At 64.5% G+C, this 15,584-nt stretch carries 14 protein-coding genes and 2 pseudogenes; 8 read left to right on the forward strand and 8 right to left on the reverse strand.

The features are described 5' to 3' along the window. Positions 1-97 precede the first annotated feature (97 nt). From KDD17_RS16705 to KDD17_RS16715, 3 genes are all read left to right on the forward strand, one after another. Positions 98-976, forward strand: coding sequence for a homocysteine S-methyltransferase family protein (locus KDD17_RS16705; protein ID WP_212704688.1), 879 nt, complete (start codon positions 98-100; stop codon positions 974-976). A 92-nt stretch (positions 977-1,068) separates the two neighbouring features. Then, positions 1,069-3,510, forward strand: a complete 2,442-nt coding sequence (locus KDD17_RS16710; RefSeq protein WP_212704689.1) for a GcvT family protein — start codon at positions 1,069-1,071, stop codon at positions 3,508-3,510. Further along, entirely contained in the window at positions 3,507-3,743 is a 237-nt protein-coding gene (locus tag KDD17_RS16715; protein WP_348541469.1) for a DUF6552 family protein, read from the forward strand. The genes KDD17_RS16710 and KDD17_RS16715 overlap by 4 nt, the downstream gene beginning before the upstream one ends. Positions 3,744-3,752: 9 nt before the next feature. Here KDD17_RS16715 and KDD17_RS16720 read toward each other — a convergent pair whose 3' ends face one another. Further along, a complete protein-coding gene (locus tag KDD17_RS16720) occupies positions 3,753-4,106 on the reverse strand; it encodes a hypothetical protein (RefSeq protein WP_212704690.1) in 354 nt (117 codons plus the stop codon). 172 nt (positions 4,107-4,278) lie between these two features. Here KDD17_RS16720 and rarD point away from each other — a divergent pair, with 172 nt between their 5' ends. Then, complete coding sequence (rarD, locus tag KDD17_RS16725; RefSeq protein ID WP_212704691.1) at positions 4,279-5,196, forward strand: EamA family transporter RarD; 918 nt, start codon at positions 4,279-4,281, stop codon at positions 5,194-5,196. Here rarD and KDD17_RS16730 read toward each other — a convergent pair. Then, positions 5,189-5,599, reverse strand: a complete 411-nt coding sequence (locus tag KDD17_RS16730; RefSeq protein WP_212704692.1) for a nuclear transport factor 2 family protein — start codon at positions 5,597-5,599, stop codon at positions 5,189-5,191. The two genes, rarD and KDD17_RS16730, sit on opposite strands and share 8 nt — an antisense overlap. Positions 5,600-5,676: 77 nt before the next feature. Between KDD17_RS16730 and KDD17_RS16735 the strand changes: the two are divergent. Together KDD17_RS16735 and KDD17_RS16740 are read left to right on the forward strand one after the other, a co-directional pair. Beyond that, a pseudogene (locus KDD17_RS16735) lies at positions 5,677-6,323 on the forward strand (RluA family pseudouridine synthase). 139 nt (positions 6,324-6,462) lie between these two features. Beyond that, positions 6,463-7,116: a peroxiredoxin gene (locus KDD17_RS16740; protein WP_212704693.1), complete on the forward strand. Its 654-nt coding sequence runs from the start codon at positions 6,463-6,465 to the stop codon at positions 7,114-7,116. A gap of 55 nt (positions 7,117-7,171) precedes the next feature. Here the strand turns inward: KDD17_RS16740 and KDD17_RS16745 are convergent, their stop codons facing one another. The 3 genes from KDD17_RS16745 to pnp all read right to left on the reverse strand — a co-directional run bounded on the left by KDD17_RS16745 (position 7,172) and on the right by pnp (position 10,943). Continuing rightward, on the reverse strand, positions 7,172-7,861 hold the full coding sequence (locus tag KDD17_RS16745; protein WP_212704694.1) for an outer membrane protein: 690 nt from the start codon (positions 7,859-7,861) through the stop codon (positions 7,172-7,174). Positions 7,862-8,003: 142 nt separating this feature from the next. After that, complete coding sequence (locus KDD17_RS16750; protein ID WP_212704695.1) at positions 8,004-8,564, reverse strand: L,D-transpeptidase; 561 nt, start codon at positions 8,562-8,564, stop codon at positions 8,004-8,006. Between the two features lie 246 nt (positions 8,565-8,810). Continuing rightward, the gene (gene pnp / locus KDD17_RS16755; protein WP_212704696.1) at positions 8,811-10,943 is read right to left on the reverse strand and encodes a polyribonucleotide nucleotidyltransferase; all 2,133 of its coding nucleotides are present in this window, start codon (positions 10,941-10,943) and stop codon (positions 8,811-8,813) included. Positions 10,944-11,206: 263 nt separating this feature from the next. Here pnp and KDD17_RS16760 point away from each other — a divergent pair, with 263 nt between their 5' ends. After that, positions 11,207-11,434: a hypothetical protein gene (locus KDD17_RS16760; protein WP_212704697.1), complete on the forward strand. Its 228-nt coding sequence runs from the start codon at positions 11,207-11,209 to the stop codon at positions 11,432-11,434. On the opposite strand, the gene KDD17_RS16765 is transcribed toward KDD17_RS16760, so the two are convergent. Together KDD17_RS16765 and KDD17_RS16770 are read right to left on the reverse strand one after the other, a co-directional pair. Continuing rightward, positions 11,431-12,465, reverse strand: coding sequence for a zinc-binding dehydrogenase (locus tag KDD17_RS16765; protein WP_212704698.1), 1,035 nt, complete (start codon positions 12,463-12,465; stop codon positions 11,431-11,433). The genes KDD17_RS16760 and KDD17_RS16765 overlap by 4 nt on opposite strands. A gap of 64 nt (positions 12,466-12,529) precedes the next feature. Next, a pseudogene (locus KDD17_RS16770) lies at positions 12,530-13,644 on the reverse strand (serine/threonine protein kinase). Positions 13,645-13,736: 92 nt separating this feature from the next. Here KDD17_RS16770 and KDD17_RS16775 point away from each other — a divergent pair. Next, on the forward strand, positions 13,737-15,134 hold the full coding sequence (locus tag KDD17_RS16775) for an amidase family protein (RefSeq protein WP_212704699.1): 1,398 nt from the start codon (positions 13,737-13,739) through the stop codon (positions 15,132-15,134). On the opposite strand, the gene KDD17_RS16780 is transcribed toward KDD17_RS16775, so the two are convergent. Next, positions 15,131-15,511 carry a hypothetical protein gene (locus KDD17_RS16780; protein ID WP_212704700.1) on the reverse strand — a complete coding sequence of 127 codons (381 nt, stop codon included), beginning with the start codon at positions 15,509-15,511 and terminating at the stop codon, positions 15,131-15,133. The genes KDD17_RS16775 and KDD17_RS16780 overlap by 4 nt on opposite strands. Positions 15,512-15,584: the final 73 nt, after the last annotated feature.

Raw genomic sequence — 15,584 nt, forward strand, 5'->3', positions numbered from 1 at the left:
TTTTGGCCGGGGGGCCCACCCGCCTCCCCGCTGGCCTGCGGCCATCGCCAAAGGGGGCGCCGCTGCGCGGCGCGGCCCTGACTGAGAGGATACCGAGATGAGTGACGTAGTTCTGCTGGATGGCGGTATGGGGCAGGAGTTGGTGCACCGGGCGGGTGATCGCCCCACGCCGCTGTGGTCGACGCAGGTGATGCGCGATCGGCCCGGACTGGTGGGTGAGGTGCACGGGGATTTCACCCGCGCGGGCGCCACGGTGGCCACCACGAACACCTATGCGATCCACCGCGACCGGCTGGTGTCAGCCGGGATCGAGGATCAGTTCGAGGGATTGCACGCCATGGCCCTGCGCGAGGTTGCGGGCTGCGGTGCTGCGCGGATTGCGGGCGCGATCGGCCCGCTGGGCGCGTCCTACCGCCCCGATCTGCACCCCGAGGACGGAGCAAAGGCGCAGGCGCTCTTTGCCGAGGTTGCCGCGTTGCTGGCGCCCAGCTGCGATCTGCTGATCTGCGAGACCGTCGTCTCGATCGCGCAGGCGCGCGATGTGCTGGCCGCCGCACGCACGACGGGCAAGCCGGTGTGGATGGCCTTTAGCGTGGATGATGCCGACGGCACGCGGCTTCGCTCGGGTGAGGCGCTGGCAGAGGCGATGGCCGCAGCCCCCGGTGACGCGGTGCTGGTGAACTGTTCGGCCCCCGAAGCGATCCCGGCGGCACTGGATATTCTGGCGGGCGCCGGGCTGCCCTACGGCGCCTATGCAAACGGCTTCGAGGTAATCACCGAGAAATTCCTCGGCCCCGAACCGACTGTCGACGCCCTGAAGATGCGGCGGGATTTCACGCCGGAGGCCTACGCCGCGCATGTGCTGGGATGGGTCGATCACGGAGCCACCATCGTCGGCGGCTGCTGCGAGGTTAGCCCCGCGCATATCGAGGAAATCGCGCGCCGGCTGCGCGACGCGGGGCATACCATCGTCTGAGACGTTGGGCCCCCTGACAAACGGCTCTCCCTTTGCGGGGGGAGCACCAACAAACCGCGCACCCTTGTTTGCGCCCGATTAAGGAAAGACCCATGGCAGATGTCCCCTCTCACGCGCGTGTCGTCATTATTGGCGGCGGTGTTATCGGTTGTTCGGTGGCCTACCATCTGACCAAGCTGGGGTGGAAAGATGTCGTGTTGCTGGAACGTCGCCAATTGACATCGGGGACCACGTGGCACGCGGCAGGTCTGATTGCGCAGCTGCGGTCCAGCAAGAACATGACGCGGCTCGCGAAGTACAGCCAAGAGCTCTACGGTACGCTGGAAGAAGAGACGGGCGTCGCCACGGGCTTCAAGCGTTGCGGGTCGATCACCGTGGCGCTGACCGAGGAGCGGCGCGAGGAGATCCTGCGCCAGGCGGCCATGGCGCGTGCCTTTGGCGTGGACGTCGAGGAGATCAGCGCGGCAGAGGTCAAGGCCCGCTATGAACACCTCAACATCGAGGGGGTGACGGGGGCGGTGTACCTCGACAAGGACGGGCAGGGAGACCCGGCCAATATCGCGCTGGCGCTGGCCAAGGGCGCGCGGCAACGCGGCGCCAAGGTGATCGAGCGGTGTGAGGTCACGGGCGTGACCCGTGAGGGCCGCCGTATCACTGGCGTCGACTGGCAAAGCGAGGAGGAAAGCGGCCACATCAGCGCCGAGATGGTCGTCAACTGCGGCGGCATGTGGGGGCACGGGCTGGGCCGGATGCTGGGCGTGAACGTGCCGCTGCACGCGTGTGAGCATTTCTATATCGTGACCGAAGCGATCCCGAACCTGACGCAGCTGCCGGTGCTGCGGGTGCCGGATGAATGTGCCTACTACAAGGAGGACGCGGGCAAGATGCTGCTGGGCGCGTTCGAGCCCGTGGCCAAGCCCTGGACACTGGATATTCCGAAGGATTTTGAATTCGACCAGCTGCCGGAGGATTTCGACCACTTCGAGCCGATCCTGGAGCGTGCTGTCGAACGGTTGCCGATGCTGGCCGAAGCCGGGATTCATACATTCTTCAACGGGCCCGAAAGCTTTACCCCCGATGATGCCTACCACCTTGGCCTTGCGCCTGAGATGGACAATGTCTGGGTCGCCGCCGGGTTCAACTCGATCGGGATCCAGTCGGCGGGAGGCGCGGGTATGGCGCTGGCGCAGTGGATGGACGAGGGGCACAAGCCCTTCGATCTGGGCGATGTGGATATCAGCCGGATGCAGCCGTTTCAGGGCAACCGCACCTATTTGCGCGCGCGGTCGAGCGAGACGTTGGGGCTGCTTTACGCCGATCACTTTCCCTACCGGCAAAAGGCCACGGCGCGGGGCGTGCGGCGCACGCCGTTCCACCACCACCTGATCGAACGCGGTGGCGTCATGGGTGAGCTTGCGGGATGGGAGCGGGCCAATTGGTTTGCGCGCGAGGCACAGGATCCAACCTATGAGTATTCCTGGAGCCGCCAGAACTTTTTCGACAACGTGCGCGAGGAGCACATGGCGGTGCGCCAGAATGTCGGCATGTACGACATGTCCTCCTTCGGCAAGATCCGGGTTGAGGGGCGCGATGCCGAAGCCTTCCTCAACTATGTCGGCGGCGGGGACTATTCGGTGCCGGTGGGCAAGATCGTCTATACCCAATTCCTCAACCCGCGCGGTGGGATCGAGGCGGATGTGACCGTCACCCGCCTGTCAGAGACGGCCTATCTGGTCGTTACCCCTGCGGGCACACGGCTGGCGGATGAAACCTGGCTGCGGCGGCATCAGGGCGATTTCAACGTGGTCATCACCGATGTGACCGCAGGCGAGGGCGTGCTGGCCGTGATGGGGCCGCGTGCGCGCGATCTGCTGTCGGCCGTCAGCCCCAATGATTTCACCAATGCGGTGAACCCCTTTGGCACCGCGCAGGAGATCGAGATCGGCATGGGGCTGGCCCGTGTGCACCGCGTCACCTACGTGGGCGAGCTGGGCTGGGAGGTCTACGTCAGCGCCGATCAGGCGGGCCACGTGTTCGAGACATTGACCGAAGCCGGTCAGGATTTCGGGATGCGCCTGTGCGGGATGCACATGATGGACACCTGCCGGATGGAAAAGGGCTTCCGCCACTTTGGGCACGATATCACCTCCGAGGATCACGTGCTTGAGGCGGGGCTGGGCTTTGCCGTGAAAACCGCCAAGCCGGACTTCATCGGCCGCGCGGCGGTGCTGGAGAAGAAAGAGACGGGTCTGCAAAGCCGCCTGCTGCAGTTCCGCCTGACGGATCCCGAGCCGCTGCTGTATCACAACGAGCCGGTGCTGCGCGACGGGGAGATCGTGGGCTATCTGAGCTCGGGCGCCTACGGGCACGCGCTGGGCGGTGCGATGGGGCTGGGATATGTGCCGTGCCCGGGTGAAAAGCCTGCGGATGTGCTGGCCTCGACCTACGAGATCGACGTGATGGGCACGCGGGTGCGGGCGGAGGCGTCGCTGAAGCCGATGTATGATCCCACCAGCGAACGCGTGAAGGTTTGAGCCACGCGCCCGCCCGCATGGCCCCCGTCGACGTCGTCAAATGGGTGGCCACGGTGGTGCAGCTGGTGGGTTACGGGCTGACGGGGCTGAACGTGGTGCCGTGGAATGTCGCCGCCTTTGTGGTGGGAATCGCGCTGTGGTTTGCCGTTGGGTTCATGTGGCGCGACCGGGCGATCATGGTCGTGCATCTGGGGGCGTTCGTCGCGATTGTTGCGGGCTACCTGGGGTCGTAGGGAGCCGGTTTATATCGCCGTCTTGTCGGCGCGCTCGCGCTTGCGGGCGTCCTGATAGGCATAGAGGAACGCGGAATCCAGCGCGCGGGCGCGGGCAATGCGCGGGGCGGCGATCGCGCGGTGCACAAGCGCCCAGAGAACCGCAATACTCCCGGAAAGTACAATCCAGACGATGGTTTCACGCATACCAAGCATCGCGGCGATGGGCAGGAACGTATAGCGCGCGAAAAAGAATGTGGTCACCATGATCGCGGCAAAACCTGCCGACAGGATGAGCGCCACTTCGCGCCCGGCATTGCGGCGGGCGGTGCGGTTGATACGCCTGCGGTCGGCGGCGGAATATGCATCAAGATCGTCGGACATGGACTCAGCATATCCCGCGGTTGCGGGCGCGTACAGGGATCGGTCTATCGGGCTTACGGCAAGTCCGGGCGCATAACGGGGTACGCGTGAGGTCGCCGCGTGTGGTGAGGCTGCGGTGTAGCAGTACAATTGATCGCTTGCGGGCGCGGGGCGCAGGGGTCACGGTGCGGCCATGCGAAACGCCCCACCCTCTCCGCCCGCGCAGGACCGTGACACGCCGCAGGGGCTTGCCTTTGCCCTGACGGCCTACGTGCTGTGGGGGTTTCTGCCGCTGTATATGAAGATGCTGAGCCATCTGGGGCCGGTCGAGATTGTTGCGCATCGGGTGATCTGGTCGCTGCCGATTGCCTTGGCGGTGCTGGTGGCCATCGGGCGTACGGCGGCGCTGCGCGAGGCGTTGCGGTCCCCTCGGATGCTGGTGATGGGCTGTGTCACGGCGGCGCTGATTTCGATCAACTGGGGGATCTATGTCTGGGCCATTTCGGTGGGGCAGACGGTGGATGCGGCGATTGGCTATTACATCAATCCGCTGTTCAGCGTGTTTCTTGCCGCCGTGCTGCTTGGCGAGCGGTTGAGCCGGGCGCAGCTGGTGGCGATTGCGCTGGCGGGTGTGGCCGTGCTGGTGCTGGTTGTGGATGCCGACCGTCCGCCCTGGGTCGCGTTCGGGCTGATGCTCAGCTGGGGGTTCTATGCGCTGGCGAAAAAGAGCCTGCCCATCGGGCCCAATCAGGGCTTTGTGCTGGAGGTGCTGATCCTGCTGGTGCCCGCGCTTGGGTGGGTGGCCTATCTGGGCGCGACCGGCGCGGGTCATTTTGCGGCTGGATCCGCGCGCGATACGTGGTTGTTGCTGGGCTGCGGCGTGGTCACGGCGGTGCCGTTGATGTGCTATGCCAATGGGGCCAAGCTGATGCGCCTGTCGACCATCGGCGTTTTGCAATACATCGCGCCGACGATGATTTTCCTCACCGCCGTGTTCGTCTTTGACGAACCGTTCGGGCGGGCGCGGGCGATTGCGTTCCCGCTGATCTGGCTGTCGCTAGTGATCTATACCGGCTCAATGCTGCGGCAGATGCGGGCCGAGCCTAGCTGAGCGCGGATTTGTGTTCGGCAAAGGCCGGATCGGCGGCGACGCGGGCGTTCATTGCCGCGCGCAGGGCGCCGATGGTCTTGTAGGGGCGCATGACGACCTCGAATTCCTGCATAAGCCCGTCGTCGTTGAGGGTGATGAGATCGACGCCCACACAATCAAGGCCATCCACCTTGCACTGGAATTCAAGCGCCCAGTCGTTGCCCGCGCCCATCACGCGGCGGTATTGAAAATCGGTGAAGACCTGATTGACGTGGGCAAGCACGGCGCCCACCGCCGCACGCCCGTTCCACGTGGCCCAATAGGTCGGCGGCTGAAAGCGCACATCCTCGGCCATAAGCGCGGGCACACCGTCGTGATCGTGGGCGAGGACCAGATCGTGGAATTTCTGGATGGTGGGATGCATGGGGCTCTCCGTCTGTTGCGCGCAGGATTGCACGGGGCGGGTTGAAAACAAAGCCCGCGCGCGCGATAGGGGCGGGTATGGACGCCACGTATTCCCCGCCCGACACGCCCTTGAATGTGCTGCATCTGGACGATCAGGTGTTGCTGGTCGACAAGCCTGCGGGCCTGTTGTCGGTGCCGGGCAAGGGGCCGGATCTGGCCGATTGCCTGCTGGCGCGGGTGCAGGCGGCCTTTGCTGATGCGCTGCTGGTGCACCGGTTGGACCGCGATACCTCGGGCGTGATGATATTCGCGATGACCCCGCACGCGCAGCGGCATCTGGGACTGCAGTTCGAAAAGCGCATGACCCGCAAGACTTATGTTGCCCGCGTCTGGGGCGGCCAGTGGAGAAATCGGGCACGGTGGATCTGCCGCTGATCGTGGATTGGCCGAACCGGCCGCGCCAGATGGTGTGCCACGAGACCGGCAAGCCCGCGCAGACCGACTGGCACGTTCTGGGCAGCGACGGGGAAACGTCGCGGATGCGGCTGACGCCGCACACCGGGCGCAGCCACCAGCTGAGGGTGCACATGCTGGCGCTGGGGCATCCGATCTTGGGCGATCCGTTCTATGCGGAGGGGCCCGCGGCGGAGTATCCGCGGCTGATGCTGCACAGCCAGGAGCTGCGGTTCAAGCATCCCGATGGCGGGCGGTCGATGAAGCTGCGCGCGGATGTGCCGTTTTGAGCGCAGGCGCTTGGGGCTGCGGTCGGGATTTAGGTATTTTTGAAAGGGTGCAGGGGGCTTTGCGCCCTTGTGGTAACGGGGGTTGGGGTTGCGGTGTTGAGTGACTAGGTTTGTAAAAAGATAACGAATGGAGAGACACATGGCACTGCGCATCAACGATACAATCCCCGATCTTGAGGTCACGACGGATCTGGGCACTTTCAAGCTGCATGACTGGATCGGCGACAGCTGGGCGATCTTGTTTTCGCACCCGAAGGATTTCACACCCGTGTGCACCACCGAATTCGGGGCGGTGGCGCAGCTGGCCGATGAATGGGAAAAGCGCGGGACCAAGGTGATCGGCGTTTCCGTCGACGGCGTCGAGGATCACAAGAGATGGAAGGGCGACATCGAGACCGTTGGAGGCTCTGCCGCCGGGTTCCCGATTATCGCGGATGCGGGGCTGGAGGTGTCCAAGGCGTTCGACATGCTGCCCGCTGAGGCCTATCTGCCAGACGGGCGCACGCCTGCGGACAGTGCCACGGTGCGCTCGGTGTTCATCATCGGGCCGGACAAGCAGCTGAAGCTGTCGATGACGTATCCGATGACCGTCGGGCGCAACTTTGCCGAGGTATTGCGCGCGCTGGACGGGTTGCAGACCTCGGCCGGGCGGGGGGTGGCGACACCCGCGAACTGGAACGTGGGCGATGATGTGATCATTCCGGCGACCGTATCGGACGACGACGCCACGGCAAAATTCGGGGAGTTCACCAAGGTGTTACCCTATCTGCGCACGACCAAGCTGAAGGATTGATCCGGCCTTTGCAGGGATTGGAAAGGCCCGCCGCGACTGGCGGGCCTTTTGCGTTTCAGAAGTTGAAGCGCACGCCGAAATTGACGTTTGTCGTGTCGATGTCGTCGCTGACCACCCCGGTGAAGCCCGCAGGGCTGGTACGATCCGAGGTGACGTCGAAATCGCGGATCAGACGTACGTCGCCGAACAGGCTGACGCCGTCCCGCAGCGCATAGCTGGTGCCTGCGATCAGTTGGGCCGAGAAGTTTGTGCTGCTGTCGTCGACGTTGACCGCGCCGGGTGCGGCCCCGTAGCTGAGGCCCAGATCGGTGCGTGCGACGCCGATGCCTGCGCCGAAGTAGGGCGTGAAAGCGCCATTGGTACGCACATCTGCGAGGACGTTGGCGAAAAGGCGGGTTGAGGTGATGTCACCGGCGACGTTGTTTTCGGCGTCTGGCCCGTTGCCGGAGAAGCCCAGGCCATCGACGTTGCTGTCGGAATACGACAGCTCAAGCTCGCCGCGCACGCCGATGGAGGGGGTGGAGAGGCTGGCGATCTCGGTTCCGAGCGCGATACCGAAGCTGAAGCCGGATCCAAAGTCGGACGTGATGGATTGTTGGCCACCCGGAGGCGTAATGACGCCGCTGAATGTCGGGTCGCGCAGATCGGAATAACCGCCGAAAACGGTGGCGTAGCTGTCCTGCGCGGCAACACCCGTGGCGCAAAGCGCGACTGTTGCGGCAGTGAAGAGGGAGAGGGGTTTCATGGGGCGTCCTTTGCACATGGTTGATGTGCAAGACATGACGCCCCGCGAATGCATTGTCATTTAACGCTTTTTCACGAAGCCGAAGGCAAAACGTGATGCGGATCACGCGAGGGTGATCGAATAAAACGACGCCGGGTGGGATTTAGTGCAGCACCACCCGGGTGCCGTTGGGTACGCGATTATACAGGTCGATGACGTGTTCGTTGATCATGCGCACACACCCGTTGGACACGCGCGCCTCGACCGTGCGGGGTTTGGGGGTGCCGTGGATGCGCAGATAGGTGTCGCGCCCGCCGCGGTAGAGATAGAGCGCGCGCGCGCCCAAGGGGTTTGCCCCACCGCCTGCCATGCCGGCGGCGTGCTGGGCATAGATGTGCGGCTCGCGGCGGATCATGGCCTTGGTCGGGGTCCAGCGGGGCCACTCGGCCTTGCGTTTGATGGTGAAAGTGCCCGCCGAATAGCGCTGATCGGTGCCGATGCCCACGGGATAGCGGATCGCCTCGCCGCCAGGCAGCGTCCAGTAGAGCGCGAATTGGCCCGGGTCGACGTGGATTTCGCCGGGGCGGAATTGGGATTTGATATCCACGATGCGGGGTTTCAGATGATCCGGCACCACATAGGTGCTGGCAGAGGCGAGAGCCGGACCGGAAAGAGCGGTCGCGGCGCCGGTGGCAAGAAATGTGCGTCGGTTGAAGAGTGACATGGCAGTGTCTCCCGTAAAGTTTCGTTCTCAAATCTATTAACGAAAGACTAGCCTAAAGGTTGCATGGCGCGGAGTCGTAAAAACCTAACCGTGCCGATTGCGCCATAGTCGGATGCATGATGTGCAACTTTTGTGCGCAGTGGGCAGATGTTGTGTGCCGGTATTTTCAGGCCGGCCCGCGAAAGACAAAGGCCCCGAGCGAATCGCCCGGGGCCTTCGATGATTTTACGCAAGAAGGGGGAGGGTTCAGCCCTCGGCTTCTTCCTTTTTGACTTCTTCGCCGGTTTCCTGATCGACGACTTTCATCGACAGGCGCACCTTACCGCGATCGTCAAAGCCGAGCAGTTTGACCTTCACTTCCTGGCCCTCTTTGAGGACGTCGGAGGGGTGGTTCAAGCGGCGGTTTTCGATCTGGGAGACGTGCACAAGGCCGTCCCGCTTGCCAAAGAAGTTCACGAAGGCACCGAAGTCGACGATTTTCACCACGGTCCCGGTGTAGACCTTGCCCTCTTCGGGTTCGGCCACGATGGAGTAGATCATGTCGTAGGCTTTCTTGATCGCGTCGCCGTTGGGGCTGGCGATCTTGATGATGCCGTCGTCGTTGATGTCGACCTTGGCGCCGGAGACTTCTACGATCTCGCGGATGACCTTGCCGCCCGAGCCGATGACTTCGCGGATTTTATCCGTGGGCACCTGCATGGTTTCGATGCGCGGGGCGTGCTCGGAGAATTCGGCGGCACCGGTGATCGCTTTGGACATCTCGCCGAGGATGTGCATCCGACCGTCTTTGGCCTGTGCCAGCGCTTTTTCCATGATCTCGGGCGTGATGCCCGCAACCTTGATGTCCATCTGCAGCGAGGTGATGCCGTTTTCGGTACCCGCCACTTTGAAGTCCATGTCGCCCAGGTGGTCCTCATCCCCCAGGATGTCGGACAGGATCGCGTAGGAGCCGTCGTCTTCGAGGATCAGACCCATGGCCACACCGGCCACGGCGGATTTCAGCGGAACGCCCGCGTCCATCATCGACAGCGAGCCGCCGCAGACCGATGCCATCGAGGAGGAGCCGTTGGATTCGGTGATCTCGGACACGACGCGGATGGTGTAGGGGAAATCGGTGGAGGCGGGCAGGACAGCCTGCAGCGCGCGCCACGCGAGTTTCCCGTGACCGATTTCACGACGGCCCGGAGGGCCCACGCGACCGACTTCACCAACCGAGTAGGGCGGGAAGTTGTAGTGCAGCAGGAAGTTGGATTTGAAGTTGCCGTGCAGCGCGTCGATGAATTGCTCATCGTCGCCGGTACCCAGCGTGGTCACGACCAGACCCTGCGTTTCACCACGGGTGAAGAGCGCGGAGCCGTGGGTCCGGGGCAGCAGGCCCGTTTGGCTGACGATGTCGCGGATTTCATCGGTGCGGCGACCGTCGATGCGCTTGCCGGTCTTGACCACGTCACCACGCAGGATCGACGCCTCAAGCCCTTTCATCGCGGAGCCGAGGTTCTTGTCCTCGAGCTGCTCTTCGGTGAGTTTGGATTTAATCGTCTCACGCGCGGCGGCAACGGCGGCGGTGCGCTCTTGCTTGTCGCCGATGGCGAAGGCTTTGCGCATCTCGTCCTCGCCTGCGGCCTTCACGGCGGCGGAGAGATCGGAGTAGTCGTCGGGCTGGAAGTCAAACGGCTCTTTCGCGGCGTCTTCGGCCAGATCGATGATCAGGTCGATGACGGGCTGGATCTGCTCATGCGCGAATTTCACCGCGCCCAGCATTTCGGCCTCTGTCAGCTCGTAGGCTTCGGATTCGACCATCATCACGGCGTCTTTGGTCCCGGCAACGACCAGATCGAGGCGTTGATCGGGGTTCAGGCGCAGATCCTGCATGTCGTCGACGGTGGGGTTGAGGATGTAATCGCCATCCTCATAGCCCACGCGGCAGGCGGCGATCGGACCCATGAAGGGCGCGCCCGACAGCGTCAGCGCAGCCGAGGCGGCGATCATCGCGACCATGTCGGGATCGTTGACCAGATCGTGGCTCAGCACGGTGCACATCACCAGCACTTCGTTCTTGAAGCCGGGCACGAACAGCGGGCGGATCGGACGGTCGATCAGGCGGCTTGTCAGTGTTTCCTTCTCGGTGGGGCGGGCCTCACGCTTGAAGAAGCCGCCGGGGATCTTGCCCGCGGCGTAGTATTTTTCGTTGTAGTGCACGGTCAGCGGAAAGAAATCCTGCCCCGGTTTCTGCTGGCGCGCGAACGTCACGTTGGCCATGACGGAGGTCTCACCGTAGGTGGCGATGACGGAGCCGTCGGCCTGACGGGCGACCTTACCTGTTTCCAGTGTGAGCGTCTCTTCGCCCCACTGCATGCTTTTCTTAGTCTCAGTAAACATATCGTATCCTTGTCGGCCTTTCGGGCCATTAACGTGGGGGGCGTATTCCCCCCGACCGCAGTATCTTTTTTTGACGGCGCTGCGGTCCGGGCGCCGGCTCTCAGATTTCTTGGCACTACAGCAGATTGCGGTGTTTGGGAAGGGACACGACCGCGCGGTCGGCGGGGGGTTGCGGATACACCCACAGGTTGAGGCTGGGGATTTACCCTCTCGTTCTGCCCGGGCGCTAGACTGGAAAGGGAATCAGCGGAGGAGGACGTGAAATGCGACTGAAGGATAGCGATCCGGAATTGGTTGAAACCCTGCGCGCGCTGGAACGGCGGGCGGATGCACCCGGGGCGGGGCAGCATCTGCGGTTGCGCGCCGATCTGGGGCGGGTTCTGCAACACGCCATTCAGCGGGGCGATCCGCTGGTTGACCGGGTGCGGCGCCTGCGTCGCAAGCTCGACGAGGATGCGTTTGACGAGATGTTCGACAATATGCCGATTTAGCGGCTGAAATCGGTGATGACGGCGGTGCCGGGCGCGGTGGGGCCGTCCATGGCGTGCAGCTCGGCGCTGGCGCCTGACAGCGGGATCTGGCGTGCGAGCATGGGCGAGATGTCGACCGCGCCGCGGGCGATCATGTCCAACAGGCGCGGGTATTTCCACGAGGGCATCCCGCGGGTGCCAAAGAACGCCAGTTGCTTGGAATAGATCGCGCGCATGTTGATCTCCATCCTGCCGGAGCCTGCGGGCAAGCCGACCTGCACGTGACGGCCCAGCATCCCCAGACAGTCGACCGAGGCATTCGCGGTCTGCGCGATCCCCAAGGCTTCGACCGAGACATCGGCACCGCCGCCGGTAATCTCCACGATGGCCTGCGCCGCGTTGACCTCGGCCGCGTTGACGGCGGCATCGGCGCCCAGACCCAGCGCATGGGTCAGCTTTTCGGGCACGACATCGACGACGATCACCCGCGCACCGAGCGATTTGGCGAGCAGCAGCGTGGCAAGGCCGATCCCACCGGTGCCGTGCACCGCCACCCATTCGCCCGCCTGCACCGCAGCGCGGTCGGTTAGCGCGTGCCACGCTGTCGTGACGCGGCAGCCCAGCCCGGCGGCCAGCGCAGGCGTGAGCGTGTCGGGCAGGGGTACGAGATTGTGGTCAAAGGGCACGGCGACAAATTCCGCGTAGGCGCCCGGCGTGCCAAAGCCCGGTGTCAGCGCCTGCGCGCAGGTGTTCGACACGCCGCGCGCGCAGGCCGGGCAATCGCCGCACGACAGGATGAAGGGGGCGATCAGCCGGTCGCCAACGCTGTATTTGGCGCGCGGCCCTGCGGCCACCACGGTGCCGCAGTATTCGTGGCCGAGGATCTGGCCCGGAAACACCTTTGGATGCCCCCCGACCCATCCGTGATGATCCGAGCGGCAGACGCCGCAGGCGGCCACCTCAAGCACCACGCCATCCTCGGGGCAGTCGGGGTCTGCAACCTCCTCGATCACGAGGTCTTGGCTAAAACTCTTGATGATGGCTGCGCGCATGGTGGTCCCTCTCCCCTTCGATGGGGTCAGGGTACACGCATTTGGCGCGCGGCCAAGGGGTGTGTCAGGCCGACAGGCTGGGGAAGTAGTCTTCGCAACCGCCCTCGCGGTAGACATCCGCCGTGCAGCAGTGCAGCCCGCCGCCAAAGGCGTAGGCATCGCGCAGCTCGACCTCGACGACTTCCATGCCCAGCTTGTCCATCTGTTCGGCCTGATAGACCTCGGATTTTTCGACGCAGACGGTTTTGGGATCAAGGACCAGCACGTTCATCGACAACCACGTCGAGGAATAACACAGCGGCGGCGGTGTGTTATGCGCGGGCTGCGCGGCGTCCACGATTTCCCAGCCGTTGTCGTTGTACATCTTGCGCTGTTCTTCGGGCAGGCGGCGCTGGGGGTTGTTGAGGATCAGACCGGGGCGCAGCGGCGTGAAGGTCGCGTCGATGTGGATGGGATAGGGATCGCCCGGGAAGTTCACCGTGTGCACGCGGTGATCGGGGAAGTGGCGGCGCAGCCATTCGATGCCCTTGAGGTTGGTGGTGAACCCGTGCTGCACCACCAGATCGCGGCCAAAACGCAGCACATCGGCGGCGTCGAACAGCGGTTCTTCCTCGGTGGTGACAAAGAACTTCTTGGCCGCCCATTCAAGCCGTTTGGCGTCGCCGATCTTGTCGCTGAGGTAATCGGGGTGATAGTCGGCATCGGTGAGGCGCGGTTTGGGCGCGGCCTCGTGCCGGAAATTGGGGTCTTCGTCCCAGTATTGCTGCATGAGGGGGCGGTAGTTGAGGTATTCGAACCAGCGGCAGCGATAGCTCATCGTCGCCTCCAGGATTTCCGAGCCGACCGTCAGCAGCACGTCGCGCGGCGGCATGCAGCCGAATTGGCTGTCGGTGTGGAAATCGGGCGTTGTCGCGGGCAGGGAATGGTCGATGGGCGTGGGCCGGTCCACCCGGATGCCGCGCGCTTCGAGCTGGCCCGCAAAGGTGTCGAGCAATTCGTTCGCGCGGTCGATGGTTTCCTGCGGGCGACGGCCCCATTGGCCGCGCATGTCGCTGTCCTCGGGCACTTTGGCATCTAGCGCGGGCTCTTCGGGGGGATGTGGCAATCATCGGCACGGCCCACGATGACGTGGCGCAGGGGATCCCATTCGTTCCAGCTGTTGACGATTGTTTTGGTCATGGTGGCCTCCCTGCCTGTTCGGGCGAATCCGTAGGGCGATTTGCGCGGGCGTGCAAGCCGTGCAACGCTGCGCGGAACGCAGGAGGGATGCGATGGAAATCTGGGAACGGGACGGCAGCACGGTGGCGGCGATGATCGCGGCGGGCGAGGTCAGCGCGCGGGAGGTAACTGAGGCCACGTTGGCGCGCATGGATGCGGTCAACGGGGCAATCAACGCGGTGGTGGCACGTGATGACGCGGCGGCGCTGGCGGCGGCTGTGGCGGTGGACGCGGCGCGGGCGCGCGGGGAAGCGTTGGGGCCGATGGCAGGCGTGCCGGTGACGACCAAGGAGAACGTCGATCAGGCCGGGTTTGCCACCACCAACGGGTTGCGGGTGCAAAAGGATCTGGTGGCCGAGCGGGACAATCCGGTTGTGGCCAACCTCAAACGCGCGGGCGCGGTGGTCGTCGGGCGCACGAATACCCCCGCCTTTTCGCTGCGCTGGTTCACGCGCAATTCGCTGCGTGGCCATACCCGCAATCCGCATAACGCGGCGATCACGCCGGGCGGATCGTCGGGCGGGGCGGCGTCGGCCACGGCGGCGGGGATCGGTGCGGTGGGTCACGGGACAGATATCGGCGGATCGATCCGCTATCCGGCCTATGCCTGCGGGTTGCAGGGGATCCGGCCCACGCTGGGCCGGGTGCCTGCGTGGAACCCGTCGTCGCCCGACCGGCACATCGGGGCGCAGCTGATGGCGGTCTCGGGGCCGCACGCGCGGTCGGTTGCGGATCTGCGGCTGTCGCTGGCGGCGATGGCGGTGCCGGATCTGCGCGACCCCTGGCAGGTGCCCGCGCCTTTGGTGGGGGGCGACTACCCTCGACGCGCGGCGCTCTGCGTGACGCCCGAAGGGCTGGCGACCGATCCGCTGGTCGAGGGGGCGTTGCGCGATGCGGCGGCGCGCTTGATCGACGCGGGCTGGCACGTGGATGAGGTGGACTGCCCGCCGCTGCGCGCGCCCGCCCGCTGTCAGGCGCAGCTGTGGCTGGCGGAAATGGTGCGCGGGGCGGCGGAGGCCTTTGTGCAGGAGGACGACCCGGATGCGATCCATGTGCTGGCCGAGATGCACAAGCTCACCCCCGTGCCGGACCTCAATAAAGTGCTGGACGCGATGCAGGCGCGGGTGGGGTTCCTGCGGGAGTGGCAGGAATTCCTCGCGACCTATCCGGTGGTGATCCTGCCGAATTCGGCGGAGCCGCCGTTTCCCGACCTGTTGGATCTGACGGAATTCCCGCGGGTGATCGAGGCGCAGCTGACGCAGGTGGGGCTGCCGTTGATGGGGCTGCCGGGGCTGTCGGTGTTCACCGGGTTTGGGCAAAGCGCGCAGGGCCGCGTGCCGCTGGGTGCGCAGCTGGTGGGGCCGCGGTTTCGCGAGGATATCCTGTTTGACGCCGCAGAGGCGATCGAGGCGCGCGGCCCCGCGATCGAAATCGCGACGCCCGTATCCTAGCCCGGGATCTGCACGTGGAGCCGCGTCATTTGCCCGTCGGGCGTGGCGTAGACCGTCACAAAGACAAAGGCGCCCTGCGTCACGATCCGTTTTGCGGCCCAATCGGGCATCTGCACCAGCGAAGGGATTGCCGCGCGCTGCCCACGCGCGCCAAACCACGGATCACCCTGATCGCCCTGCTGACGGATGCCAAAGCGGTGATAATTCGCGCGGTCCTGCGCGAGGATCGCGCCTGCGCTGGTCAGCCGCTTGCCACTGGAATTGACAAGGTCCTGGGGGCCGATCATCGCGGTGTAGCTGCCGATCTTGCGCTCTTGCGCGGCGGCGGCACCGGCGGAAAGGGCAAGGGCGGTGAGGGCGGTGAGAAAGAATTTCATCGTGAAAGAGCCTTTGAAAATAGAGTGAGGCCCTAAGCGTAGCGCAAAGAAAAAGCCGCGTCCAAGGTTGAAC

Source organism: Sulfitobacter albidus, from assembly GCF_018200035.1.
Taxonomy (GTDB): domain Bacteria; phylum Pseudomonadota; class Alphaproteobacteria; order Rhodobacterales; family Rhodobacteraceae; genus Sulfitobacter; species Sulfitobacter albidus.

Coding starts and splice junctions, on each gene's coding strand:
- KDD17_RS16745 (WP_212704694.1), bottom strand. CDS start 7,861: ATGAAACCCCTCTCCCTCTTCACTGCCGCAACAGTCGCGCTTTGCGCC.
- KDD17_RS16740 (WP_212704693.1), top strand. CDS start 6,463: ATGGCACTGCGCATCAACGATACAATCCCCGATCTTGAGGTCACGACG.
- KDD17_RS16760 (WP_212704697.1), top strand. CDS start 11,207: ATGCGACTGAAGGATAGCGATCCGGAATTGGTTGAAACCCTGCGCGCG.
- KDD17_RS16705 (WP_212704688.1), top strand. CDS start 98: ATGAGTGACGTAGTTCTGCTGGATGGCGGTATGGGGCAGGAGTTGGTG.
- KDD17_RS16765 (WP_212704698.1), bottom strand. CDS start 12,465: ATGCGCGCAGCCATCATCAAGAGTTTTAGCCAAGACCTCGTGATCGAG.
- KDD17_RS16710 (WP_212704689.1), top strand. CDS start 1,069: ATGGCAGATGTCCCCTCTCACGCGCGTGTCGTCATTATTGGCGGCGGT.
- rarD (WP_212704691.1), top strand. CDS start 4,279: ATGCGAAACGCCCCACCCTCTCCGCCCGCGCAGGACCGTGACACGCCG.
- KDD17_RS16720 (WP_212704690.1), bottom strand. CDS start 4,106: ATGTCCGACGATCTTGATGCATATTCCGCCGCCGACCGCAGGCGTATC.
- KDD17_RS16750 (WP_212704695.1), bottom strand. CDS start 8,564: ATGTCACTCTTCAACCGACGCACATTTCTTGCCACCGGCGCCGCGACC.
- KDD17_RS16730 (WP_212704692.1), bottom strand. CDS start 5,599: ATGCATCCCACCATCCAGAAATTCCACGATCTGGTCCTCGCCCACGAT.
- pnp (WP_212704696.1), bottom strand. CDS start 10,943: ATGTTTACTGAGACTAAGAAAAGCATGCAGTGGGGCGAAGAGACGCTC.
- KDD17_RS16775 (WP_212704699.1), top strand. CDS start 13,737: ATGGAAATCTGGGAACGGGACGGCAGCACGGTGGCGGCGATGATCGCG.
- KDD17_RS16780 (WP_212704700.1), bottom strand. CDS start 15,511: ATGAAATTCTTTCTCACCGCCCTCACCGCCCTTGCCCTTTCCGCCGGT.